At 50.8% G+C, this 18,982-nt stretch carries 19 protein-coding genes; 15 read left to right on the top strand and 4 right to left on the bottom strand.

Annotation, left to right across the window (positions count from 1 at the left end; translation table 11 throughout):
* Positions 1-270 carry an exodeoxyribonuclease VII small subunit gene (locus tag MP213Fo_RS03975; protein WP_421090379.1) on the top strand — a complete coding sequence of 90 codons (270 nt, stop codon included), beginning with the start codon at positions 1-3 and terminating at the stop codon, positions 268-270.
* Between the two features lie 232 nt (positions 271-502).
* Here MP213Fo_RS03975 and MP213Fo_RS03970 read toward each other — a convergent pair whose 3' ends face one another.
* Together MP213Fo_RS03970 and MP213Fo_RS03965 are read right to left on the bottom strand one after the other, a co-directional pair.
* Positions 503-1,003, bottom strand: coding sequence for a DedA family protein (locus MP213Fo_RS03970; protein WP_421090378.1), 501 nt, complete (start codon positions 1,001-1,003; stop codon positions 503-505).
* Positions 1,004-1,009: 6 nt separating this feature from the next.
* On the bottom strand, positions 1,010-1,270 hold the full coding sequence (locus tag MP213Fo_RS03965) for a GlsB/YeaQ/YmgE family stress response membrane protein (RefSeq protein WP_421090377.1): 261 nt from the start codon (positions 1,268-1,270) through the stop codon (positions 1,010-1,012).
* A 142-nt stretch (positions 1,271-1,412) separates the two neighbouring features.
* On the opposite strand from MP213Fo_RS03965, the gene MP213Fo_RS03960 reads away from it, so the two are divergent.
* The 5 genes from MP213Fo_RS03960 (at position 1,413) to MP213Fo_RS03940 (ending at position 7,264) form a co-directional block, all read left to right on the top strand.
* A complete protein-coding gene (locus tag MP213Fo_RS03960; protein WP_421090376.1) occupies positions 1,413-2,060 on the top strand; it encodes a YidB family protein in 648 nt (215 codons plus the stop codon).
* A 123-nt stretch (positions 2,061-2,183) separates the two neighbouring features.
* A complete protein-coding gene (locus MP213Fo_RS03955) occupies positions 2,184-3,146 on the top strand; it encodes a pirin family protein (RefSeq protein WP_421090375.1) in 963 nt (320 codons plus the stop codon).
* 51 nt (positions 3,147-3,197) lie between these two features.
* Positions 3,198-5,138 (top strand): 1-deoxy-D-xylulose-5-phosphate synthase, encoded by a 1,941-nt coding sequence (dxs, locus tag MP213Fo_RS03950; RefSeq protein WP_421090374.1) that lies wholly within the window; start codon positions 3,198-3,200, stop codon positions 5,136-5,138.
* Between the two features lie 41 nt (positions 5,139-5,179).
* Complete coding sequence (locus tag MP213Fo_RS03945) at positions 5,180-5,965, top strand: TlyA family RNA methyltransferase (RefSeq protein ID WP_421090373.1); 786 nt, start codon at positions 5,180-5,182, stop codon at positions 5,963-5,965.
* Positions 5,966-6,034: 69 nt separating this feature from the next.
* The gene (locus MP213Fo_RS03940; RefSeq protein ID WP_421090372.1) at positions 6,035-7,264 is read left to right on the top strand and encodes a class I SAM-dependent RNA methyltransferase; all 1,230 of its coding nucleotides are present in this window, start codon (positions 6,035-6,037) and stop codon (positions 7,262-7,264) included.
* 44 nt (positions 7,265-7,308) lie between these two features.
* Here MP213Fo_RS03940 and tldD read toward each other — a convergent pair whose 3' ends face one another.
* Entirely contained in the window at positions 7,309-8,745 is a 1,437-nt protein-coding gene (gene tldD, locus MP213Fo_RS03935) for a metalloprotease TldD (RefSeq protein WP_421091004.1), read from the bottom strand.
* Between the two features lie 180 nt (positions 8,746-8,925).
* Positions 8,926-9,504 carry an invasion associated locus B family protein gene (locus MP213Fo_RS03930; RefSeq protein WP_421090371.1) on the bottom strand — a complete coding sequence of 193 codons (579 nt, stop codon included), beginning with the start codon at positions 9,502-9,504 and terminating at the stop codon, positions 8,926-8,928.
* Between the two features lie 822 nt (positions 9,505-10,326).
* Between MP213Fo_RS03930 and coxB the strand changes: the two genes are divergently transcribed.
* The 9 genes from coxB to ispH all read left to right on the top strand — a co-directional run bounded on the left by coxB (position 10,327) and on the right by ispH (position 18,948).
* The gene (gene coxB / locus MP213Fo_RS03925) at positions 10,327-11,307 is read left to right on the top strand and encodes a cytochrome c oxidase subunit II (RefSeq protein ID WP_421090370.1); all 981 of its coding nucleotides are present in this window, start codon (positions 10,327-10,329) and stop codon (positions 11,305-11,307) included.
* A gap of 187 nt (positions 11,308-11,494) precedes the next feature.
* Positions 11,495-13,183 (top strand): cytochrome c oxidase subunit I, encoded by a 1,689-nt coding sequence (gene ctaD / locus MP213Fo_RS03920; protein ID WP_421090369.1) that lies wholly within the window; start codon positions 11,495-11,497, stop codon positions 13,181-13,183.
* 348 nt (positions 13,184-13,531) lie between these two features.
* Positions 13,532-14,497, top strand: a complete 966-nt coding sequence (gene cyoE, locus MP213Fo_RS03915) for a heme o synthase (RefSeq protein WP_421090368.1) — start codon at positions 13,532-13,534, stop codon at positions 14,495-14,497.
* A gap of 1 nt (position 14,498) precedes the next feature.
* On the top strand, positions 14,499-14,675 hold the full coding sequence (locus MP213Fo_RS03910; protein WP_421090367.1) for a hypothetical protein: 177 nt from the start codon (positions 14,499-14,501) through the stop codon (positions 14,673-14,675).
* An 88-nt stretch (positions 14,676-14,763) separates the two neighbouring features.
* A complete protein-coding gene (locus MP213Fo_RS03905; protein ID WP_421091003.1) occupies positions 14,764-15,396 on the top strand; it encodes a cytochrome c oxidase assembly protein in 633 nt (210 codons plus the stop codon).
* Positions 15,397-15,645: 249 nt separating this feature from the next.
* On the top strand, positions 15,646-16,524 hold the full coding sequence (locus tag MP213Fo_RS03900; protein WP_421090366.1) for a cytochrome c oxidase subunit 3: 879 nt from the start codon (positions 15,646-15,648) through the stop codon (positions 16,522-16,524).
* A gap of 113 nt (positions 16,525-16,637) precedes the next feature.
* The gene (locus MP213Fo_RS03895; protein WP_421090365.1) at positions 16,638-17,030 is read left to right on the top strand and encodes a DUF983 domain-containing protein; all 393 of its coding nucleotides are present in this window, start codon (positions 16,638-16,640) and stop codon (positions 17,028-17,030) included.
* Positions 17,027-17,803, top strand: coding sequence for an SURF1 family protein (locus tag MP213Fo_RS03890; RefSeq protein WP_421090364.1), 777 nt, complete (start codon positions 17,027-17,029; stop codon positions 17,801-17,803). Before MP213Fo_RS03895 ends, MP213Fo_RS03890 begins: the two co-directional genes overlap by 4 nt.
* 143 nt (positions 17,804-17,946) lie before the next feature.
* Positions 17,947-18,948 carry a 4-hydroxy-3-methylbut-2-enyl diphosphate reductase gene (gene ispH / locus MP213Fo_RS03885; protein WP_421090363.1) on the top strand — a complete coding sequence of 334 codons (1,002 nt, stop codon included), beginning with the start codon at positions 17,947-17,949 and terminating at the stop codon, positions 18,946-18,948.
* Positions 18,949-18,982 lie beyond the last annotated feature (34 nt).

Below are 18,982 nucleotides of genomic sequence, written 5' to 3'. Positions count from 1 at the left end.
ATGACTGAGCCTAGCACCACCGGACAGGTTTCCAATGACGACATTGCAGTTATGAGCTTTGAGCAGGCGCTCAAACAGCTTGAGACGATTGTCGATGATCTGGAGCGGGGTGATGTGCCTCTGGAAAAGTCGATCCAGATTTATGAGCGCGGCGAAGCCCTGAAAAATCATTGCGAAAAATTATTGCAATCTGCAGAAGATAAGGTTGAGAAAATCAAGCTCAATCGTGATGGCTTGCCAGCGGGTACTGAGCCGCTAGATCCAGAATAAGCGGGTACTGAGCCTCTAGACCCGGAATAAGCGGGTACTGAGCCGCTAGACCCGGAATAAGCGGGTACTGAGCCGCTAGAACATTTTACTATCAAGTTGAATCAACTTGATAGGTATGACAATGCGGAAAAGCTAGAATCTAGAGCGAGCGCTGCGATCCAACCTGAACGTTACCCGCTCTAGTACAGTTTAAAATTTGTCTTGTAAGAAGCCCTGTTTTCGCGGGGCTTTTTTATAGCCATTTTTTGAAAAAAGCGCTGAAATAATAAGGGCCGGCACCCCATACTAATGTCCATAGCGCTGCGCCGATAATATTAGCGGTTACAAACTTCAGCCAGTGCATTTTCATTGTACCGGCAATAATACCGTTGAGCTGACGTAAAATAGCAATGAAGCGGGCAACAATCACAACACCGCTGCCATATTTTTCAAACATGGTTTCAAATTGAGTCAGGCGGGCCTGTGTGAGTTTGATTTTTGGGCCGAACCGCATCAGGATTTTACGACCGCCAAAATGCCCGATTAAATATCCGGTGCTGTCGCCAAGGATCGCAGCCAGAAAAACGGTTATCAGCACAACCGGCAGCGATAATGTGCCTTGCTGCGCCAGAAGTGATGATGCGATGAGAATAGATTCTCCCGGCACCGGCGCACCGAAAGATTCAAAATAGATAATGATAAATAAAGCTATTGAGCCATAAGTCGCAATATATGGCTCAATCCACTCTATCATATGTTTTTAGCGCAGCTGCTTGCGGCCACTGACAGCGTGGTAAAGAAACAGCACGACCACTGCACCGATAACCGAGACAATCAGGCTGTAAATATTAAGGCCGGTGACGCCCTGAGCGCCGAAGAAATTGAAAATAACCCCGCCGAGCACCGCCCCGACAATACCAAGGACGATGTCCATCAGCATGCCCTGACCGGTTTTGTTGACGATTTTGCTGCCGATGAAGCCAGCGATGAGACCGAGAATAATCCAGCTGATAACAGACATTATATTTTCTCCGCTCTATAGAAACTAAACGAAAAGCTCCCATATCATTGGATGATTGGCAAGTGACAAACTTGCCAACTGAGTTATTTTACGCAATGTTGTTATATGAACGGCATTTCCAGCAGGTAGGAGGAAGTATTCGATGGGTCTATTCAATGGTGACTCTTCTAATGAGCCGGTACCGGGCGGCAGCCTTACCAAGCCGGTATTGATTGCGCTTGGTGCATTACTTGTCGGGCGTATGTTCAGCGGTAAATCCGATGATCAGCAACAGCCGCAGGTCGGGGCGCCGGATCAGGCACCTTCCGGTGGCGGGCTTGGTGATTTACTGGGCGGTCTTTTGGGCGGCGGACAGGCCGGATCCGGCAATCCTGATGCACAGGCTAATACGCAATCCGGCGGTGCTGGCGGTTTAGGGGGCTTGGGCGGCATATTGGGCGGTTTGCTTGGTGGCGCTCTGGGCGGTACCGCCGCAGGTCAGGCCGCGCCAACAGGCAGCAGCACCGGTGGTGGCCTTGGCGGTCTTCTGGAGCAGCTCACGCAGGCAGGGCATGCAGATAAAGTTGATAGCTGGGTTGGTGGCGGTAATAATGCGCCGATTGAACCTGATCAGCTCGGCAATGCAATTGGCAAAAGTACGATTTCGGATATAGCCAAACAAACAGGCGTGAGTGAGCAGGATTTGCTGGCCGAGCTTTCGAAAGCGCTGCCAGGCATTGTTGACAAGCTTACAGCCAATGGCAAAGTGCCTGATATGCAGCAATTGCTGCAAATGCTTGGTCAGAAATAACACATCTCTGATCTTGTCTGTTTGAAATGTCCGGACCTTAATTCCGGACATTTCTTTTTTATGATATGTTGCTATCTAATCATCGGTCAGACGTTGTCGCATAATTATCTGAAAGGACGCGATGTGAGTTTTTTTCCCGGTCACGATCCTGTTCCAGGCGATATTCAGTCTATTGATGCAATTGAAACGCAGATCATCCCGCGAACCAGCGATGTTGGTGGCTTGCAGGTGCGCCGCGCTTTGCCAACGGCCAAGCGCCGGCTGGTTGGCCCGTTTATCTTTTTCGACCGCATGGGCCCCGCAATTCTGCGTGCGGGTGAGGCACTGGATGTGGCGCCGCATCCCCATATCGGCCTGTCGACTGTAACCTATCTGCTCGATGGTCATATCCGTCATCGCGATAGTCTTGGTACCGAGCAGGTCATCTATCCCGGCGAGGTTAATCTCATGACAGCCGGTCGCGGTATTGTGCATTCAGAACGTACCCCTGAGGAAATGCGCGGCGAGCCGCTGGCAATCTCCGGTTTGCAGACATGGCTGGCCTTGCCGGAGCGCTATGAATCAATAGCACCGGAATTCAGCAATTATACGGTGCAGGAATTGCCTTTCTTGCGTGAAAAAGACTTTTCGATGCGCTTGATGATCGGTGCAATGCATGGCTTGAAATCAACTGTGCAGACCTATAGTGAAACGCTTTATGCTGATGTGTTTATCGAAGCGGGCGGCAGATTTCATTTGCCTGCATTACAGGAAGAGCGCGCGATTTACATTTTGAGCGGTGCGGTGCGTATTGCCGGTGAGGTGTTTAGCAGCAATCAGCTGCTGGCATTCAGGGCTGGCGATGATATTGTGATCGAGGGGGTTGCCCAGGTTTTTCCCCATGAAGGTCAGGGTTTTTCACAGGTAAGTCAGGGCGCGCAGATTATGATTTTCGGGGGCGAGCCGATGGAGAGCCGCCGATATATCTGGTGGAACTTTGTTTCATCATCAAAAGAGCGTATTGAACAGGCTAAAGAAGAATGGCGCAGCCGCCGGTTTGATACAGTGCCCGGCGATGCTGAAGAGTTTATTCCGCTTCCTGAATGAGCGCAGGCTGCTACAATCAGCGAAATATTTTGAAAGTTATAGGGTTTTCACATGAATGATTCCGACAAAAAACTGGATACACCCTTGCTGGATCAGGTGCATTTGCCGGAAGATTTGCGAAAACTGACCCCCGCACAACTCCCGCAACTGGCAGATGAGCTGCGGGCTGATCTGATTAATGTCGTATCACGTACCGGCGGGCATCTTGGTGCAGGGCTTGGCGTAGTTGAGCTGACAGTGGCGCTGCATTATCTGTTTGATACACCTAATGACCGGTTGATCTGGGATGTCGGACATCAGGCCTATCCGCATAAAATTCTGACCGGCCGCCGCGAGCGTATGCATACGATCCGGCAGGAGGGCGGACTGTCCGGTTTTACCAAGCGCGCAGAGAGTGATTATGATGATTTTGGCACCGGCCATGCATCCACTTCAATTTCGGCGGGGCTTGGCATGTCTGTTGCCAGTCATCTCAAAGGCGAGAAACGCAATGTCATTGCGGTGATCGGCGATGGCTCAATGTCCGCAGGCATGGCCTATGAAGCGATGAACAATGCGGGGGCGCTTGACGCCCGCCTGATCGTTATTCTCAATGATAATGATATGTCGATTGCACCGCCAACCGGTGCCATGAGTGCTTATCTTGCACGTTTGGTTTCAGGGCCGACCTATCGCAATCTGCGTGAGGCTGCAAAACAGATCAGTAAAAAACTGCCGAAATTCTTTCAGGATAAAGCGCGTAAAACCGAAGAATTCGCCCGTGGCTTCTGGGCTGGCGGCACTATGTTTGAAGAACTTGGCATGTATTATGTAGGTCCCGTTGATGGTCATAATCTGGATCATCTTCTACCGGTACTCAGCAATATCCGCGATAATATTGAAGGCCCTGTACTGGTCCATGTAGTGACCCAGAAGGGAAAAGGCTATCCGCCGGCAGAGGCCGCAGCCGACAAATATCACGGCGTTAATAAGTTTGATGTGATCACCGGCAAACAATCCAAACCACCGGCAAATGCGCCGAGTTATACCAAGGTTTTTGCCAATGCGCTGATTGAAGAGGCGCGCCATGATGAACGTGTGGTGGGCGTTACTGCCGCTATGCCGGATGGTACAGGTCTTAACCTGTTCGGGCAGGCTTTTCCAAAGCGCATGTTTGATGTGGGCATGGCAGAGCAGCATGCCGTGACATTTGCTGCCGGTCTTGCCGCAGAAGGTTTGAAGCCTTTTGCCGCGATTTATTCTACTTTTTTGCAGCGCGCCTATGATCAGGTGGTGCATGATGTGGCTATTCAGCATCTGCCGGTACGCTTTGCGATCGACCGTGCCGGAGTTGTGGGTGCTGACGGCTCAACCCATGCCGGTAGTTTTGACACTGCATTCCTGAGCAATCTGCCGGGCTTTGTGGTGATGGCTGCCTCTGATGAGGCCGAGCTGGTGCATATGGTGCGCACAGCAGCCGAGTATGATGCAGGGCCGATTTCCTTCCGTTATCCGCGTGGTGATGGTGTGGGCGTGGATCTGCCGGAGCGCGGCACCATACTTGAAATCGGCAAAGGCCGTATTGTGCGTGAAGGCAGCAAAATTGCGATTTTGAGCTTCGGAGCGCGGTTGCAGGAGTGCCTTACGGCAGCTGATGAGCTGGATGCGGCAGGCCTTTCAACCACAGTTGCTGATGCCCGCTTTGCTAAACCGCTGGATCATGATCTGATCCGCAGGCTCGCAAAAGAACATCAGGTGCTTTTGACAATTGAAGAAGGTGCAGCCGGTGGTTTTGGTGCGCAGGTCTTGCATTTCCTGAGCAATGAAGGCGCGTTGGATCATGGTTTGCGGGTGCGCACGCTGACCTTGCCTGATCTGTTTCTCGATCATGCCAAGCCTGAGGCCATGTATGCCCGTGCCGGTCTTGATAGTGCCGGTATTGTGCAGGCGGCCTTTACGGCACTTGGCCGTGAAGCGTTAACAGGTGAAACAGGTGGCGACCTGCGCGCATAAAACCTCTTGTGTTCAGGCACTGTCTCATTCATTGAAACACAATGAGCGAAAATATAAATAAAACACGTCTTGATCAGGCGCTGGTGGAACGTGGCTTGTTTGCCTCGCGTTCCCGCGCCCGCGATGCGGTGGCGCGTGGAACAGTGAGCGTCAATGGTCAGGTCGTGACAAAAGCAGGACAATTGGTTAATAACCAGACGGTACTGGCGGTGGATGATCCGGCAAGCCGGTTTGTTTCACGCGCGGCACTGAAGCTGACTGCGGCACTGGATCATTTTGGGTTTGATATCACTGGCAAGACAGCGCTGGATATTGGTGCTTCTACCGGTGGTTTCACGCAGGTTTTGCTGGAGCGCGGGGCTGATCATGTGATCTGCGTTGATGTGGGACACGATCAGCTGCATGAGAGTTTGCGGGGCGATAGCCGTGTTACCAATCTTGAAGGGCTCAATGCCCGCGGGCTGGATGCTGGCCATTTGCACAATCGGCATATCGATGCGGTGGTGTCGGATGTTAGTTTCATTTCGCTGAAACTGGCTCTGCCGAATGCGCTGGCTCTATGCGCTGATGGTGGCTGGTGTCTGTTGCTGGTAAAACCGCAATTTGAAGCAGGGCGCGAGGCTATCGGCAAAGGCGGCTTGTTGAAAGACCCGTCGCTTGGCGAAAAAATTGCTCTGGAGTTGCAGGATTGGCTGAACAATCAGGCAGGCTGGCAGGCTTTAGGATTTTGTGCCTCACCGATTACAGGCGGTGACGGTAATCAGGAATATATTTTAGCGGGTAGAAAAGAAGCATTTCCAGAAAAGCTGGGTACCGGTTCTGCATAAGATCCGGTTTTTCATAGGAAAATGCGTATTAATAATGAATCTGCTGCTCCCGCAAAAGGAAAATGACTTATGAGTGTTCGCGTAACGATTAATGCGATGGGTGCGGGCGGCGATGGCGTTGCACAGCTGCCAGACGGCCAGATTTTTGTACCTTTTACTTTGCCGGGTGAAGTGGCGAATGTCGCGCGCGATAAAAACCGCGCCAGCCTGACGGCATTGCTGGCGGCCTCTCCTCAGCGGGTTGAGCCGTCTTGCAAACATTTCGAGGATTGCGGCGGCTGCGCTTTACAGCATTGGGAAATGTCGGCCTATCAGGCATGGAAGCGCTCACTCGTTGCGGCGTGTCTTGACGGGCGCGGCTTGAAATATGAGCTGTCTCCTTTGTTGGGATGTGAACCGCAAAGCCGGCGCCGCGCCAGTTTTGCCATTCGCAAAACCGAAGGTGGCTTACTGTTGGGCTTTAACCGCCACCAGAGCCATGAGCTGATCAATATTTCTGAATGCATGGTTACGGTTCCGGAAATCACATCGCGACTTGATGATTTGCGTAAAGTTGCGATCCATCTGGCTGATGGTGCCAAGCCGTTTAAGCTGACAGTGACAGATACGGAATCCGGCCTTGATCTGGCGGCCAGCGGTTGTCCGGTGCCGGATGACGCGGCGCGCCGTATTCTAACGCCTTTGATGATCGAGCTTGGTTTCGCACGATTGAGTGTGGAAGGCGAAACCATTCTTGAGCCGCGCAAGCCGCTGATCACATTTGGCAAAGTGCCGGTCAATATCCCATCCGGAAGCTTTCTGCAGGCAACAATTGCTGCTGAAATTGCAATGGCCGGACTGGTGATCGGGCATTTTAAAAAGGTCAAAAAAGCCGCCGACCTGTTCTCAGGTGTTGGTACATTTGCCTTGCGTATGGCCGAAATTATGGCTGTGCATGCGGTGGAAAATGACGCGGCAGCCCTTGCAGCCCTTGATCGTGGTATTCGCCATGTGCAGGGTCTGAAACCTGTAACTCATGAACGCCGCGATCTGTTTCGCCGTCCGATCCTGTATAAAGACCTGAATGCATATCAGGGTGTGGTGTTTGATCCGCCACGTGCCGGTGCTGAAGAGCAGGCAACCCAGCTTGCCAAATCATCGGTACCTAAAGTGGCGGCTATATCTTGTAATCCGGTAACACTGGCGCGTGATCTCGCGATCCTCACCGCTGGCGGCTATAAAATTGATAAAGTGGTACCGGTCGATCAGTTCTTGTGGTCATCCCATGTGGAAACAGTGGCACTGCTCTCCAAGAAGTAATAAAAAAGCCCGCTTTTCAGCGGGCTTTTTTAATTCGGGGCAATTTAAACGGCAGTACCGCCAATGGTCATCTGATCCATGCGCAAATGCGGCTGGCCGACGCCGACCGGCACCCACTGGCCACCTTTGCCACAATTGCCGCTGCCATTGTCGAGCTTGCTGTCATTGCCGATCATCGATATGCGATGCATGGCGTCGGGGCCGTTGCCGATCAGCATCGCGCCTTTGACCGGCGCGCCGATTTTGCCGTTTTCAATCATATAGGCTTCGGTACAGCCAAACACGAATTTACCCGACGTAATGTCGACCTGACCACCACCGAAAGAAACGGCATAAATACCTTTTTTAACGGAGGTGATGATTTCTTCCGGTGTTTTATCGCCCGACAGCATCATCGTGTTGGTCATGCGCGGCATTGGCGCATGGGCATAGGATTCCCGTCTGCCATTACCGGTTGCTGCCATGCCCATCAGGCGGGCATTCTGCCGGTCTTGCATATAATTGACCAGTTTGCCGTCATCAATCAGCACAGTGCGGTTGGTCGGCGTACCTTCATCATCAATGGTCAGTGAACCACGACGATCAGGAATGGTGCCATCATCAACCACAGTCACGCCTTTAGCGGCCACCTGCTGGCCTAAAAGACCGGCAAAGGCCGACATTTTCTTACGGTTGAAATCGCCCTCAAGGCCATGGCCGACCGCTTCATGCAGCATTACGCCGGGCCAGCCATTGGATAATACAATATCAAATGTTCCGGCAGGAGCGGGGATCGCTTCAAGATTGATCAGCGCTTGCCGCAGGGCTTCATCGGCCGCATGTTGCCAGGTGCCGGTGACAATAAAATCATCAAACAGATTGCGTGCGCCCATAGAATACGAGCCGGATTCCTGACGGTCGCCCTGACCGGCAATGACCGAAATCGACAGCCGGACCATCGGGCGGATATCGCGCACAAAATGGCCATCGCCACGCAAAATTTCGACCTGCTGCCATGAGCCGGCAATGCCGACACTGACCTGACGCACTTTGGTGTCTTTCGCACGCAGGTAACCATCAATTTGCTGTAACAACACGACCTTTTCATCAAAAGTCGGGGCGCCAAGCGGATTAGCATCGGTATATAGATGGCGGTTGGTACCAATCGGCGGTTCGCTATAAGTGCCTGTATGGCCGCGTGAAATCGCTGAGGCTGCATCTGCGGCGCGCTGCAATGCAGTATGGGTCATCTCGCCGGAATGCGCATAGCCGACTGCCTCGCCGGCAACAGAACGCAGGCCAAAACCCTGACCCTGATTATAAGAGCCGGTTTTCAGACGGCCATTATCAAAGGCCAATGCTTCAGATTCTGCATATTCGAGATAAAGCTCGCCATCATCACTGCCATGGAGTGATTGAGCGACCAGTTTTTCAACCTGATCACGGCTGATATCAAACTCGTCAATCAGGCTTCTTGAAGGTTTTGGTGAAGCGGACGGCATAGGGCTGACAGTCATAAGACATACTCCGGGACAGCATCTGTGTCCTGCATAAAACGGAAAATCATATGTCTTATATGGCGTTTGCGATAATGATGGGCAAGCATTTATGCAGATAAAATAAAAACGCCGCCGCCATCAGGTGAAAACCCGAGTGGCAGCGGCGCTTTTAAATGTCATAATTTATGGCAGTTTGCTGTAACCGTCGCTGAAACCCTGGAGTTCAACAGGGATACCAACGCCTTCTTCCGGTGTCTGGAAAACGATGAATGTTGCGGCTTTACCTTTGCGCAGCGTGTCAATCAGCGCGTCGTCAAGAATAACTTCTGCATAGCAGCCGTCTTCAAAGCAGCGCACAAAATAAGCGCGGCCGATATCTTTACCGTCAACATTGAGGCCAAGACCGTTTGGCAGCAATACTCCCAATGGTGCAAGAACGCGCAGGATACGGGCTTTATTATCGGCGGTTTTCAAAACTACAACGGAGAGGCCGAGTTCCGGACGATCGGCAGCAATCACATTCTGGATCAGAGCGCATTGCTCGGTTTGGGCACCGGCCGGTTTATCGCACAAGATTGACCATGCACCATGCTGAGAGCGCAATGTGCCGTTTTTTTGCGATGCGCCCGAGGCTTGTGTTGAAGCTTGCGGGGTAGCAGGCGTTGCTGTTTGGGCAAAAGCGGCAGAGGCCGGCACGGCCAAAAGGCCTGCACCAAGCAGAGCAGCAGCAATTTTACGGCTAACAGAGGTGAAATGGCGCATATTAATGATACCTTTAGCGGCTCGGCAAACACTTCCGGTTTGTCTTTGCCGGTTTTCGGCGCAAGATCCGGATCGAAAATATCCGCATAACTGGTTCCGGTATGGCACCAGTTAATGCCGGATGAAACAAAACACTATCGGGAAAAGCAAATCAGTTTTCCGGTCGACATATATAAACACAAATCAGGCTGAAATACCGTTAAAACAATGAATAAAGCGCTGGTGGTTTATTCATTGTTGAAGCCTGGCAAATCATAGAGCCGTGCTCTGCGCTTTGTGTACATTGATTATGCCGCCATTTGAACCTGATAAGGTAAAGTTTTAGTGTAAATATCACCGCAGCCACGCTTATCATGCAAGTAAAAATATTCCGCACAATATGTGTCAGCTGGTTAATACGAGTGCTGTTCGGCTGTGTTTATATGCAAAACATCTTGATCATGATCAATGCAAACGAGCGGTGTCTGTGCATTGATTCTCTTGAAGTTAAGGCAGGTTTATGGCGCTGAGGTGATTATTGCCTTCAGATATCTTTTCTGTAGGCTCAGAAATGTCAGTAAATTGAAGACCAGTTATGTTGAGTGTCAGACTCAAAACCATGGTGTGTGTCTTATCTATATCTATTTGATATATATGATTTTTATTTAGTTATGCTTAGTGGCTTCAAGCCTTTTACCGTCAATAATAGCGCCCGCCAGCGGTAATTTACGCATTGTATTGCGCGCAAAAATGCCGCACGGGAAAATCTTCGCCTTCTGGGTGCGGTGCTATAATGTGTTTTTCAGTACCGTGGGGGAACCGGTGTGTTAGCTGGGGAAAGCTATGTCTACAGTTAACCGGCAGGGTTATTATCGGGAGAAGATGTTGGTGGATAGTGTTATTGCCACAAAAAAATCGATTGCAGGCCAAGTGACTGCATTGAAAAAGCATATTGTAACTGGTGCAGCACTGTTTGGTAGTGCTGCGGCTGGCCTTCTTGCATCATCGGCAGGTGTTCTTGCTGATCAGCCTGTAGACTGGCAGCTGAGCTGGCAGGCGCCGGCAACAAAAATTGCAGAGCAGATTCATTGGTTTGAGCGTTATTCTTTAATGTTCATCATTCCGGTGACAGTTCTGGTGCTGCTATTGTTGTTGTGGTGCATTTTGCGGTTTCGCAGAAGCGTCAATCCGGTTGCATCCAAAACCAGCCATAATACAACGATTGAAGTGATCTGGACGCTCGGTCCGGTCATCATTTTGTTGTTTCTGGCCATTCCGTCGTTTCAGCTTCTCACCGCGCAATATTCGCCGGAAGAGCCGCAGCTGACTGTTAAGGCGACCGGTTACCAGTGGTATTGGGGTTATGAATATCAGACAGAAGATCCGCTGTCATTTGATGCGCTGCTTCTGAAAGATGAAGACCGCGCTGAAGCCGGCAAACAGGATCTGGCTGCTTATCCGCGCCTGCTGGCAGTTGATAATGAAGTTGTGGTGCCTGTGGATACTACGGTTCGCCTGCTGGTAACGGCTGCGGATGTTATCCATTCGTGGGCAATGCCTGCTTTTGGCGTCAAAATGGATGGTGTACCGGGCCGTAACAACGAAACCTGGTTCAAAGCAGACCGTGAAGGCCTGTATTACGGGCAGTGTTCCGAGCTTTGCGGTAAGGATCATGCTTATATGCCGATTGCTGTACGTGTCGTATCGCAGGAACGTTATGATACCTGGCTCGCTGCGGCGCGCACAGATATCGACGGTGCGAATAAAACGCTGATGGCCGAAATCGCCAATGAAAATAAAAGCGTGGCTGTAGCCGGAAACTGATGTTTCATCCGGCGAAGACTGTAATGGTTTTCGCCGGATACACGCAATTTCAGACTGTCACGCGTGGCATGACACTTTAAAAATCAAATGTGATTTAAAGTGAGCATCATGCGCAAATTCAATATTTTAGAGTATCCTTTGTTGTCCTGAAGGGCGTGCGATATTCTATAAGGACGGGAGCAATCTTATGGCTGGTACTACAGCTCACGATACCCGAAAGGGAGCCGCTCACGCGGGGCCGGATACGGAACACGATGATCACAAGCCACATGGCTGGGTTCGTTGGGTCTATTCGACCAACCACAAGGATATCGGTACACTTTACCTGATTTTTGCGATTATTTCCGGCATTATCGGCGGGGCATTGTCCATCGCCATGCGTGCGGAATTGCAGGAGCCGGGTATCCAGATTTTCCACGGTCTGGCCGCAATGGTTTACGGCGTTGAAGGCGATGCGGCAATGGATGCCGGCAAGCATATGTTCAACGTGTTTACCTCTATGCATGCGCTGATCATGATCTTCTTCATGGTCATGCCGGCTCTGATCGGTGGTTTTGCCAACTGGATGGTGCCGCTGATGATCGGTGCGCCGGATATGGCTTTCCCGCGCATGAACAATATTTCATTCTGGCTGTTGCCTCCGGCATTGCTGCTGCTGTTGATTTCCTTCTTCGTGCCGGGCCCAGCCGGTGGTTGGGGTGCGGGCGGCGGCTGGACACTCTATCCGCCATTGTCCACATCCGGACAGCCGGGGCCTGCGGTCGACTTCGCTATTTTGTCGATCCATATTTCAGGTGCGTCATCCATTCTCGGTGCGATCAACTTCATCACCACTATTTTGAATATGCGCGCGCCGGGTATGACCCTGCATAAAATGCCGCTCTTTGCGTGGTCCGTGCTGGTAACTGCATTCCTGCTGCTGTTGTCACTGCCGGTTCTGGCCGGTGCGGTAACAATGCTGCTGACAGACCGTAACTTTGCCACTGCATTCTTCGCGCCTGAAGGCGGCGGTGATCCGATCCTTTACCAGCATCTGTTCTGGTTCTTCGGTCACCCTGAAGTGTATATTCTGATCCTGCCGGGCTTCGGTATTGTCAGCCATGTCATTTCAACCTTCGCCAAGAAGCCGATCTTCGGTTATCTCGGCATGGCCTATGCAATGGTTGCCATTGGTGTTGTCGGCTTCGTGGTTTGGGCGCATCACATGTATACGGTTGGTCTGTCACTCGACACCCAGCGCTACTTTGTGTTCGCTACCATGGTGATTGCGGTGCCGACCGGTATTAAAATCTTTTCATGGATTGCAACTATGTGGGGCGGTTCAATCGATTTCCGCACCCCTATGCTGTGGGCTATCGGCTTCATCTTCATGTTCACCGTTGGTGGCATGACCGGTGTGCAGCTGGCCAATGCCGGTCTCGACCGTGCGCTGCATGATACATATTATGTGGTTGCGCATTTCCATTACGTGCTGTCACTGGGTGCTGTATTCGCGATTTTTGCGGGCTGGTATTACTGGTTCCCGAAAATGTACGGCTACATGTATAATGAGACCATCGGTAAGATCCATTTCTGGCTCACTTTCATTGGTGTGAATCTGGTGTTCTTCCCGCAGCATTTCCTTGGTCTTGCCGGTATGCCGCGCCGTTATATCGATTATCCGGATGCCTATGCAGGCTGGAATATGGTGTCGTCTTACGGCTCGTATATTTCCGGTTTTGCAGTGCTGGTTTTCCTCTATGGCGTGTTTGAAGCTTTTGCTAAAAAGCGTGTTGCCAGTGCTAACCCTTGGGGTGAAGGCGCAACAACACTGGAATGGCAGTTGTCTTCACCTCCGCCTTACCACCAGTGGGAACAGCTCCCGCACGTGAAATAATCGTGATGTAATCTAGTTACGGGCGGGGTCCGCAGGGTTCACCGCCCGTAACAAAACTTAACTCTGCAAAGCTGAGATATCAGCCGGTTCTGATATGGTTTATAAAACTCATAGTGCCTGCCTCTTTTGATAAGGCCGATTAGGGTATATATGATTTTTCTAAACTATAACGATGTGCTCCACATGTGCTCAATAAATGAGGGCGGGTGGCAGAGAGTATAAATAAATTCGGCCGGTTCATCCGGCGTATTTAAATAAAAATGCCGGTTGATCCGGTAGGTGGACTGCACAGAAAACCGGCTTTTCTAAATAGCAGTCCGGAAATTGAAATAAGGACAGATACAGCGAATGTCTCTGGTTGAGAAAAATCATATTGCCAGTGAAACCACACAGGATCTGCTCCTGTCGGAAGCGAGCGCGGCTGACTATATCGCGCTGCTGAAGCCACGTGTGATGTCGCTGGTGGTGTTTACTGGTTTTGTTGGGCTGATTGTGGCGCCAGGCCATATGAACCCGTTTATGGCGGCTATTGCTATTCTTTGCATTGCCATTGGTGGCGGCGCGTCTGGTGCGCTCAATATGTGGTATGATGCCGATATTGACCGGATTATGAAGCGTACGAAAAACCGGCCTATTCCTGCGGGTCTGGTGCGTGGTGAAACTGTGCTGGCCTATGGCATTACACTGTCCGTATTCTCGGTTATGACCTTGGGTTTGCTGGTCAATTGGCTATCAGCAGCCTTGCTGGCCTTCACCATCTTTTTCTACGGCGTTGTTTATACAATTTGGCTCAAACGCTCGACGCCGCAAAATATTGTTATTGGCGGCGCTGCCGGTGCATTTCCGCCGATGATTGGGTGGGCTGCGGCGACCGGTAGTATTTCGCTTGAAAGCATTGTGCTGTTTCTGATCATATTCTTGTGGACACCACCGCATTTCTGGGCACTGTCTTTGTTCACATCGGGTGATTATGAAGCGGCAAAAGTACCGATGATGCCAAATGTTAAGGGTGAGCGGTCAACCCGATTGCAGATTGTCATCTATAGCCTGATCGTAGCGCCGGTTGGTGTACTGCCATGGTTTATGGGGTTGGGCGGCCATGTTTATGGTATCATTTCTACCATACTCGGGGCTATCTTTATCTGGCGTGCGGTTCAGCTGTGGTTTGCACCGCAGCATGAAGAGCAGATGCGAGCTGCCCGTGCGCTGTTTAAATTTTCACTGGTATATTTGTCGGCTTTGTTCAGCGTGCTTCTGGTTGAAGCGCTTGTGGCAAAACTGCTGCCTGTTGTTGGCCCGGTTGGGGGGATCTAATATGGCGGATAAATTGCCGCATACGGATATTGAATTGATCAGTCTGACTGAAAAACAGAAAAAGGCGCAGCGTAGCCGCTCGGTTGCTTTGGCTTTGGCCTTGGTTGCATTTGTGCTGATTGTTTATTTCGGCACGTGGATTAAGCTCGGACCTGAGGCGCTGGTTCGTCCGATGTAATCGGCTGATCAGAGCTTAAAGTGCGGAGGAGGGTGCGCAAGTTATGACACAGACACCGGAAAGTACCGGCTCAAAACAAAATGATGCAGTGGCTGATGCCGCTGATCGTGTTGCTGGCAAAGAACGGTCTAACCGTATTGTTGCTTTGTCCTGTTTCAGTTTCTTTGCTGCTATGGTCGGAATGGCCTATGCCTCTGTGCCGCTTTACCAGATGTTTTGTCAGGTTACCGGTTATGGTGGCACCACACAGCGCGTGGAGCAGATGTCTGATACTATCCTTGATCAGACAGTGAATGTACGCTTTGATGCCAATGTGTCCGGTGCTTTGCCGTGGGAATTTAAACCGGTGCAGCGTGAAGTCACGGTGCGTATCGGTGAAACTACAATCGTTAATTATGAAGCGCGCAATGTGTCTGATCGTCCGGCATCAGGGCGAGCGACTTTCAACGTTTCGCCTGATCTGACCGGCTCCTATTTTAACAAGGTACAGTGTTTCTGTTTTACAGATACAACACTTGCCGCCGGTGAGAGCATGATCATGCCGGTCATGTTTTTTGTGGATCCGGATATTGTGAAGGAAAAAGATCTTAAAGGTCTGAAGACTATCACGCTTTCTTATACATTTTTTCCGCTGGACAAAGAGCCGGTGAATGCACCGGTTAAACCATTGGCTGTGCAGGGAAAAGATGAAAAACTGACTGAACTGCAACCTGCGGGTTAATGCCATTGCTCTGTAAATTTGCAAAATACCGCGACAACATGCTGCGGTGTCAAAATCAGCAAATTACAGCAAGCATAGGCATTAAGAGGGAGAGGGCATTGCGTCGTCTGGTTCCGAAACCGGAAGGCTGACAATGCGGAACAGAACAATCTTGCGCTTCACTGCGCAGACTTAAAAATAGGATGCCGGAAACGGACATCTATAAAGTAAACAGAGGAGCCTTGGGGCATAAGCCTAAGGGGGAATGACATGGCAGACGCTCATCAGAAGAACCACGACTACCATATTATCGCGCCGAGTCCGTGGCCGTTTCTGAGCTCGGTCGGTGCATTTGTGCTGGCCTTTGGTGGTATCGCTTATATGCGTTATCTCAATGCGGGTGAAATGCACCTGTTTGGCTTGAATTTTGTTACGCCGTGGCTGTTCTTCATCGGTATCGCCATTATCCTGTATTGCATGTATGGCTGGTGGGCAGATACGATCCGTGAAGGCAAAGAAGGTCATCATACACGCGTGGTTTCCATTCACTTGCGCTATGGCATGATCATGTTCATCGCTTCGGAAGTGATGTTCTTTGTGGCATGGTTCTGGGCGTTTTTTGATGCCAGCCTGTTCCCCAATGAAATTCATCAGGTGATGCGCGCTGAATATACCGGTGGTCAGTGGCCTCCAAAAGGTATCGAAGTGCTCGATCCTTTGCATCTGCCGCTGTATAACACGATTATTCTGCTGCTTTCCGGTACCACGCTGACATGGGCGCATCATGCGCTGCTGCACAATGACCGTAAGGGCCTTGTATGGGGACTGGCACTGACAGTTGCGCTTGGTGTGCTGTTTTCATTCGTGCAGGTCTATGAATATATTCATGCGCCATTTGCGTTCAAAGATTCCATCTATGGCGCTACTTTCTTCATGGCGACCGGTTTCCATGGTTTCCACGTTTTGGTTGGTACAATCTTCCTTGCTGTGTGTCTGATCCGCTCAATCCGCGGTGACTTCACGCCTAAGAACCATTTCGGTCTGGAAGCCGCTGCATGGTACTGGCATTTTGTGGACGTGGTCTGGTTGTTCCTGTTCTTCACAATCTATGTGTGGGCATCTTGGGGCGCGCCGATCGCCGGTCATTGATCGGTGCAAACAGACTGATTTAAGATGACAGGCGCCGCTATCCTCAGGACTGCGGCGCCTTTTACATTTATGATGATAGTGCATTTTACAGGCAAGATAAGGAAGACAGCGTTATGAGCAATGAAGACAATCTTTATCCGCCTGTAGAACCTATTGCTGCTGGTATTAAAGGCCGGTGCCCGCGCTGCGGACAGGGCAATCTGTTTAATGGCTACCTCAAAGTGGCTAAGCGCTGTGAAGTGTGTGAACTGGATAATAGTTTTGCCGATTCCGGTGATGGGCCAGTGGTTTTTGTTCTGCTGCTGGATGGCTTTATTGTAACAGCCTTGGCTCTGTGGGCAGAGGTCAGCTACCAGTTGCCGCTATGGCTGCATTTCATTATCTGGATTCCGCTGGCAATCATTCTGGGATTGGTTATGACGCGATGGATGAAGGGTATTCTGATAACATTGCAATATAAGCATAAAGCCTCTTCCGGCCAGTTGGACAAACGGGGGCATGAATGAGCGCGTCTCAGCTTGATACCCGGCCTAAAGGCTTTCCTTGGATACTCGTGCTGTGCGCCACGATTGCTTTCGGAATTTTGCTGGCACTGGGCACATGGCAAGTGCAGCGCATGTTCTGGAAAGAGCAGCTGATTGCTAAAATTGATCAGCGCATCCATGCAGCGCCAAAAGCATTGGCTGATATTGAGGCCGAGTTTACGGCAACCGGCGCTGTTGATTATATGCCGGTGACAGTGCGCGGCAGGTTTGCGTATGACAACGAACAATATTTTTTCACCACCTTCAAAGGTGCTGCCGGTTATGCGGTTTATACACCGCTGATCCTGAACGATGAACGCGCGATTTTGATTAATCGTGGTTTTGTACCTTATGAAAAGCAAAATCCTGCCACCAGACAAGCGGGGCAGGTAGAGGGGGAGGTCACGATAAGCGGTCTGGCGCGTGATCCGCTGCTGGCTAAACCATCCACGCATCTGCCTGATAATGAGCCTGCCAAAAAACTGTATTATTGGAAAGACTGGGGCATGATGATGGAAAAAAGCGGCCTGTCTCAGGAACATGATTTTGTCGGGTTTTTTGTGGATGCCGATAATGCGCCCAATGCAGGTGGTTTACCTGTTGGTGGCATCACTATTCTGGAGCAGCCGAATAATCATTTGCAATATGCCGGCACATGGTTTGCACTGGCCGCGGTGTTGTTGGTGGTCACTGTCATTTTCGTATTGCGCCAAACGCGCTGCCCGCGCAAAAATCAGCAGCAGGAAACGACATAGTTGTTTTTAAACCGCAACAATGGGCTGAAATGGTTGACTTTGCAGGGCGTGAGGCCCAATTGCTATCATAATAATTGTTTATAGCAGTGCTGCATGTTTCGGGTTTTGCAGTGGGGTTCTGAAGACAGGATAATCATAGTTCGATGACTGATAAGCCTAAGCTGACTATCCGCCTGTGCGGACCACGCGGATTTTGCGCCGGTGTTGATCGGGCGATTCAGATTGTTGTGCTGGCATTGAAAAAATACGGCGCTCCCGTCTATGTCCGTCATGAAATCGTGCATAACCGCTATGTGGTTGAAGGTTTGCAGGCACGAGGTGCCATTTTTGTTGAAGAGCTCGACGAAATTCCTATGGAGCATCGCAACCAGCCGGTGGTATTTTCAGCACATGGCGTGCCAAAATCCGTGCCTGCCGATGCCGATGCTAAGAACCTGTTTTATCTTGATGCAACCTGTCCTTTGGTGTCGAAAGTTCACAAGCAGGCCATGCGCCATCAGCGTCTGGGCCGCCATGTTATTTTGATCGGCCATTCGGGGCATCCGGAAGTTATCGGCACAATGGGGCAGTTGCCGGAGGGTACTGTCTCTTTGATCGAAACGGTGGCCGATGCTGAAACCTATCAGCCGGTTGATGCGGATAATCTTGGCTTTGTAACCCAGACCACACTGTCTGTGGATGATACGGCAGGTATTATTGCCAAGCTGCAGGAGCGTTTTCCGCAGCTCACAGCGCCTGCTGCTGAATCAATTTGCTATGCCACCACCAACCGGCAGGAAGCGGTTAAAGTGGCGGCGCCGGGCTGCGACCTGTTCCTGATCGTTGGTGCGCCAAACTCTTCTAATTCCAAACGTCTGGTTGAGGTTGCCGAGCGTTCCGGTGCGCGTCTGTCGCTTTTGGTGCAGCGTGCCGAGGAAATTGACTGGGATAATCTGGGCGCACTGTCTGTGCTTGGTATTTCTGCTGGCGCTTCAGCACCCGAAATCATTGTTGACGAGATTATCGAAGCCTTTTCAGAGCGTTTTGATGTGACGATTGATCTGGCAATTACCACTGTGGAAACCGAAAACTTTTTGGTAAACCGTGAAATCCGGGATGTGGAACTGACCACCCAGGATATGGCCTTCGTCAACGGTAATCACTAAAACTGCAATAAAATAATGCCATCGATTGCGCATA

Source organism: Pseudochrobactrum mosebachae (assembly GCF_048914685.1).
In the GTDB taxonomy this organism is placed as follows: domain Bacteria; phylum Pseudomonadota; class Alphaproteobacteria; order Rhizobiales; family Rhizobiaceae; genus Pseudochrobactrum.
Note: the sequence above shows the minus strand (reverse complement) of the source record. Positions and strands in the feature narration are given on the sequence as shown.

Coding starts and splice junctions, on each gene's coding strand:
- ispH (WP_421090363.1), top strand. CDS start 17,947: ATGACTGATAAGCCTAAGCTGACTATCCGCCTGTGCGGACCACGCGGA.
- MP213Fo_RS03965 (WP_421090377.1), bottom strand. CDS start 1,270: ATGTCTGTTATCAGCTGGATTATTCTCGGTCTCATCGCTGGCTTCATC.
- MP213Fo_RS03960 (WP_421090376.1), top strand. CDS start 1,413: ATGGGTCTATTCAATGGTGACTCTTCTAATGAGCCGGTACCGGGCGGC.
- ctaD (WP_421090369.1), top strand. CDS start 11,495: ATGGCTGGTACTACAGCTCACGATACCCGAAAGGGAGCCGCTCACGCG.
- MP213Fo_RS03930 (WP_421090371.1), bottom strand. CDS start 9,504: ATGCGCCATTTCACCTCTGTTAGCCGTAAAATTGCTGCTGCTCTGCTT.
- cyoE (WP_421090368.1), top strand. CDS start 13,532: ATGTCTCTGGTTGAGAAAAATCATATTGCCAGTGAAACCACACAGGAT.
- coxB (WP_421090370.1), top strand. CDS start 10,327: ATGTCTACAGTTAACCGGCAGGGTTATTATCGGGAGAAGATGTTGGTG.
- MP213Fo_RS03945 (WP_421090373.1), top strand. CDS start 5,180: ATGAGCGAAAATATAAATAAAACACGTCTTGATCAGGCGCTGGTGGAA.
- tldD (WP_421091004.1), bottom strand. CDS start 8,745: ATGCCGTCCGCTTCACCAAAACCTTCAAGAAGCCTGATTGACGAGTTT.
- MP213Fo_RS03940 (WP_421090372.1), top strand. CDS start 6,035: ATGAGTGTTCGCGTAACGATTAATGCGATGGGTGCGGGCGGCGATGGC.
- MP213Fo_RS03890 (WP_421090364.1), top strand. CDS start 17,027: ATGAGCGCGTCTCAGCTTGATACCCGGCCTAAAGGCTTTCCTTGGATA.
- MP213Fo_RS03975 (WP_421090379.1), top strand. CDS start 1: ATGACTGAGCCTAGCACCACCGGACAGGTTTCCAATGACGACATTGCA.
- dxs (WP_421090374.1), top strand. CDS start 3,198: ATGAATGATTCCGACAAAAAACTGGATACACCCTTGCTGGATCAGGTG.
- MP213Fo_RS03910 (WP_421090367.1), top strand. CDS start 14,499: ATGGCGGATAAATTGCCGCATACGGATATTGAATTGATCAGTCTGACT.
- MP213Fo_RS03895 (WP_421090365.1), top strand. CDS start 16,638: ATGAGCAATGAAGACAATCTTTATCCGCCTGTAGAACCTATTGCTGCT.
- MP213Fo_RS03970 (WP_421090378.1), bottom strand. CDS start 1,003: ATGATAGAGTGGATTGAGCCATATATTGCGACTTATGGCTCAATAGCT.
- MP213Fo_RS03900 (WP_421090366.1), top strand. CDS start 15,646: ATGGCAGACGCTCATCAGAAGAACCACGACTACCATATTATCGCGCCG.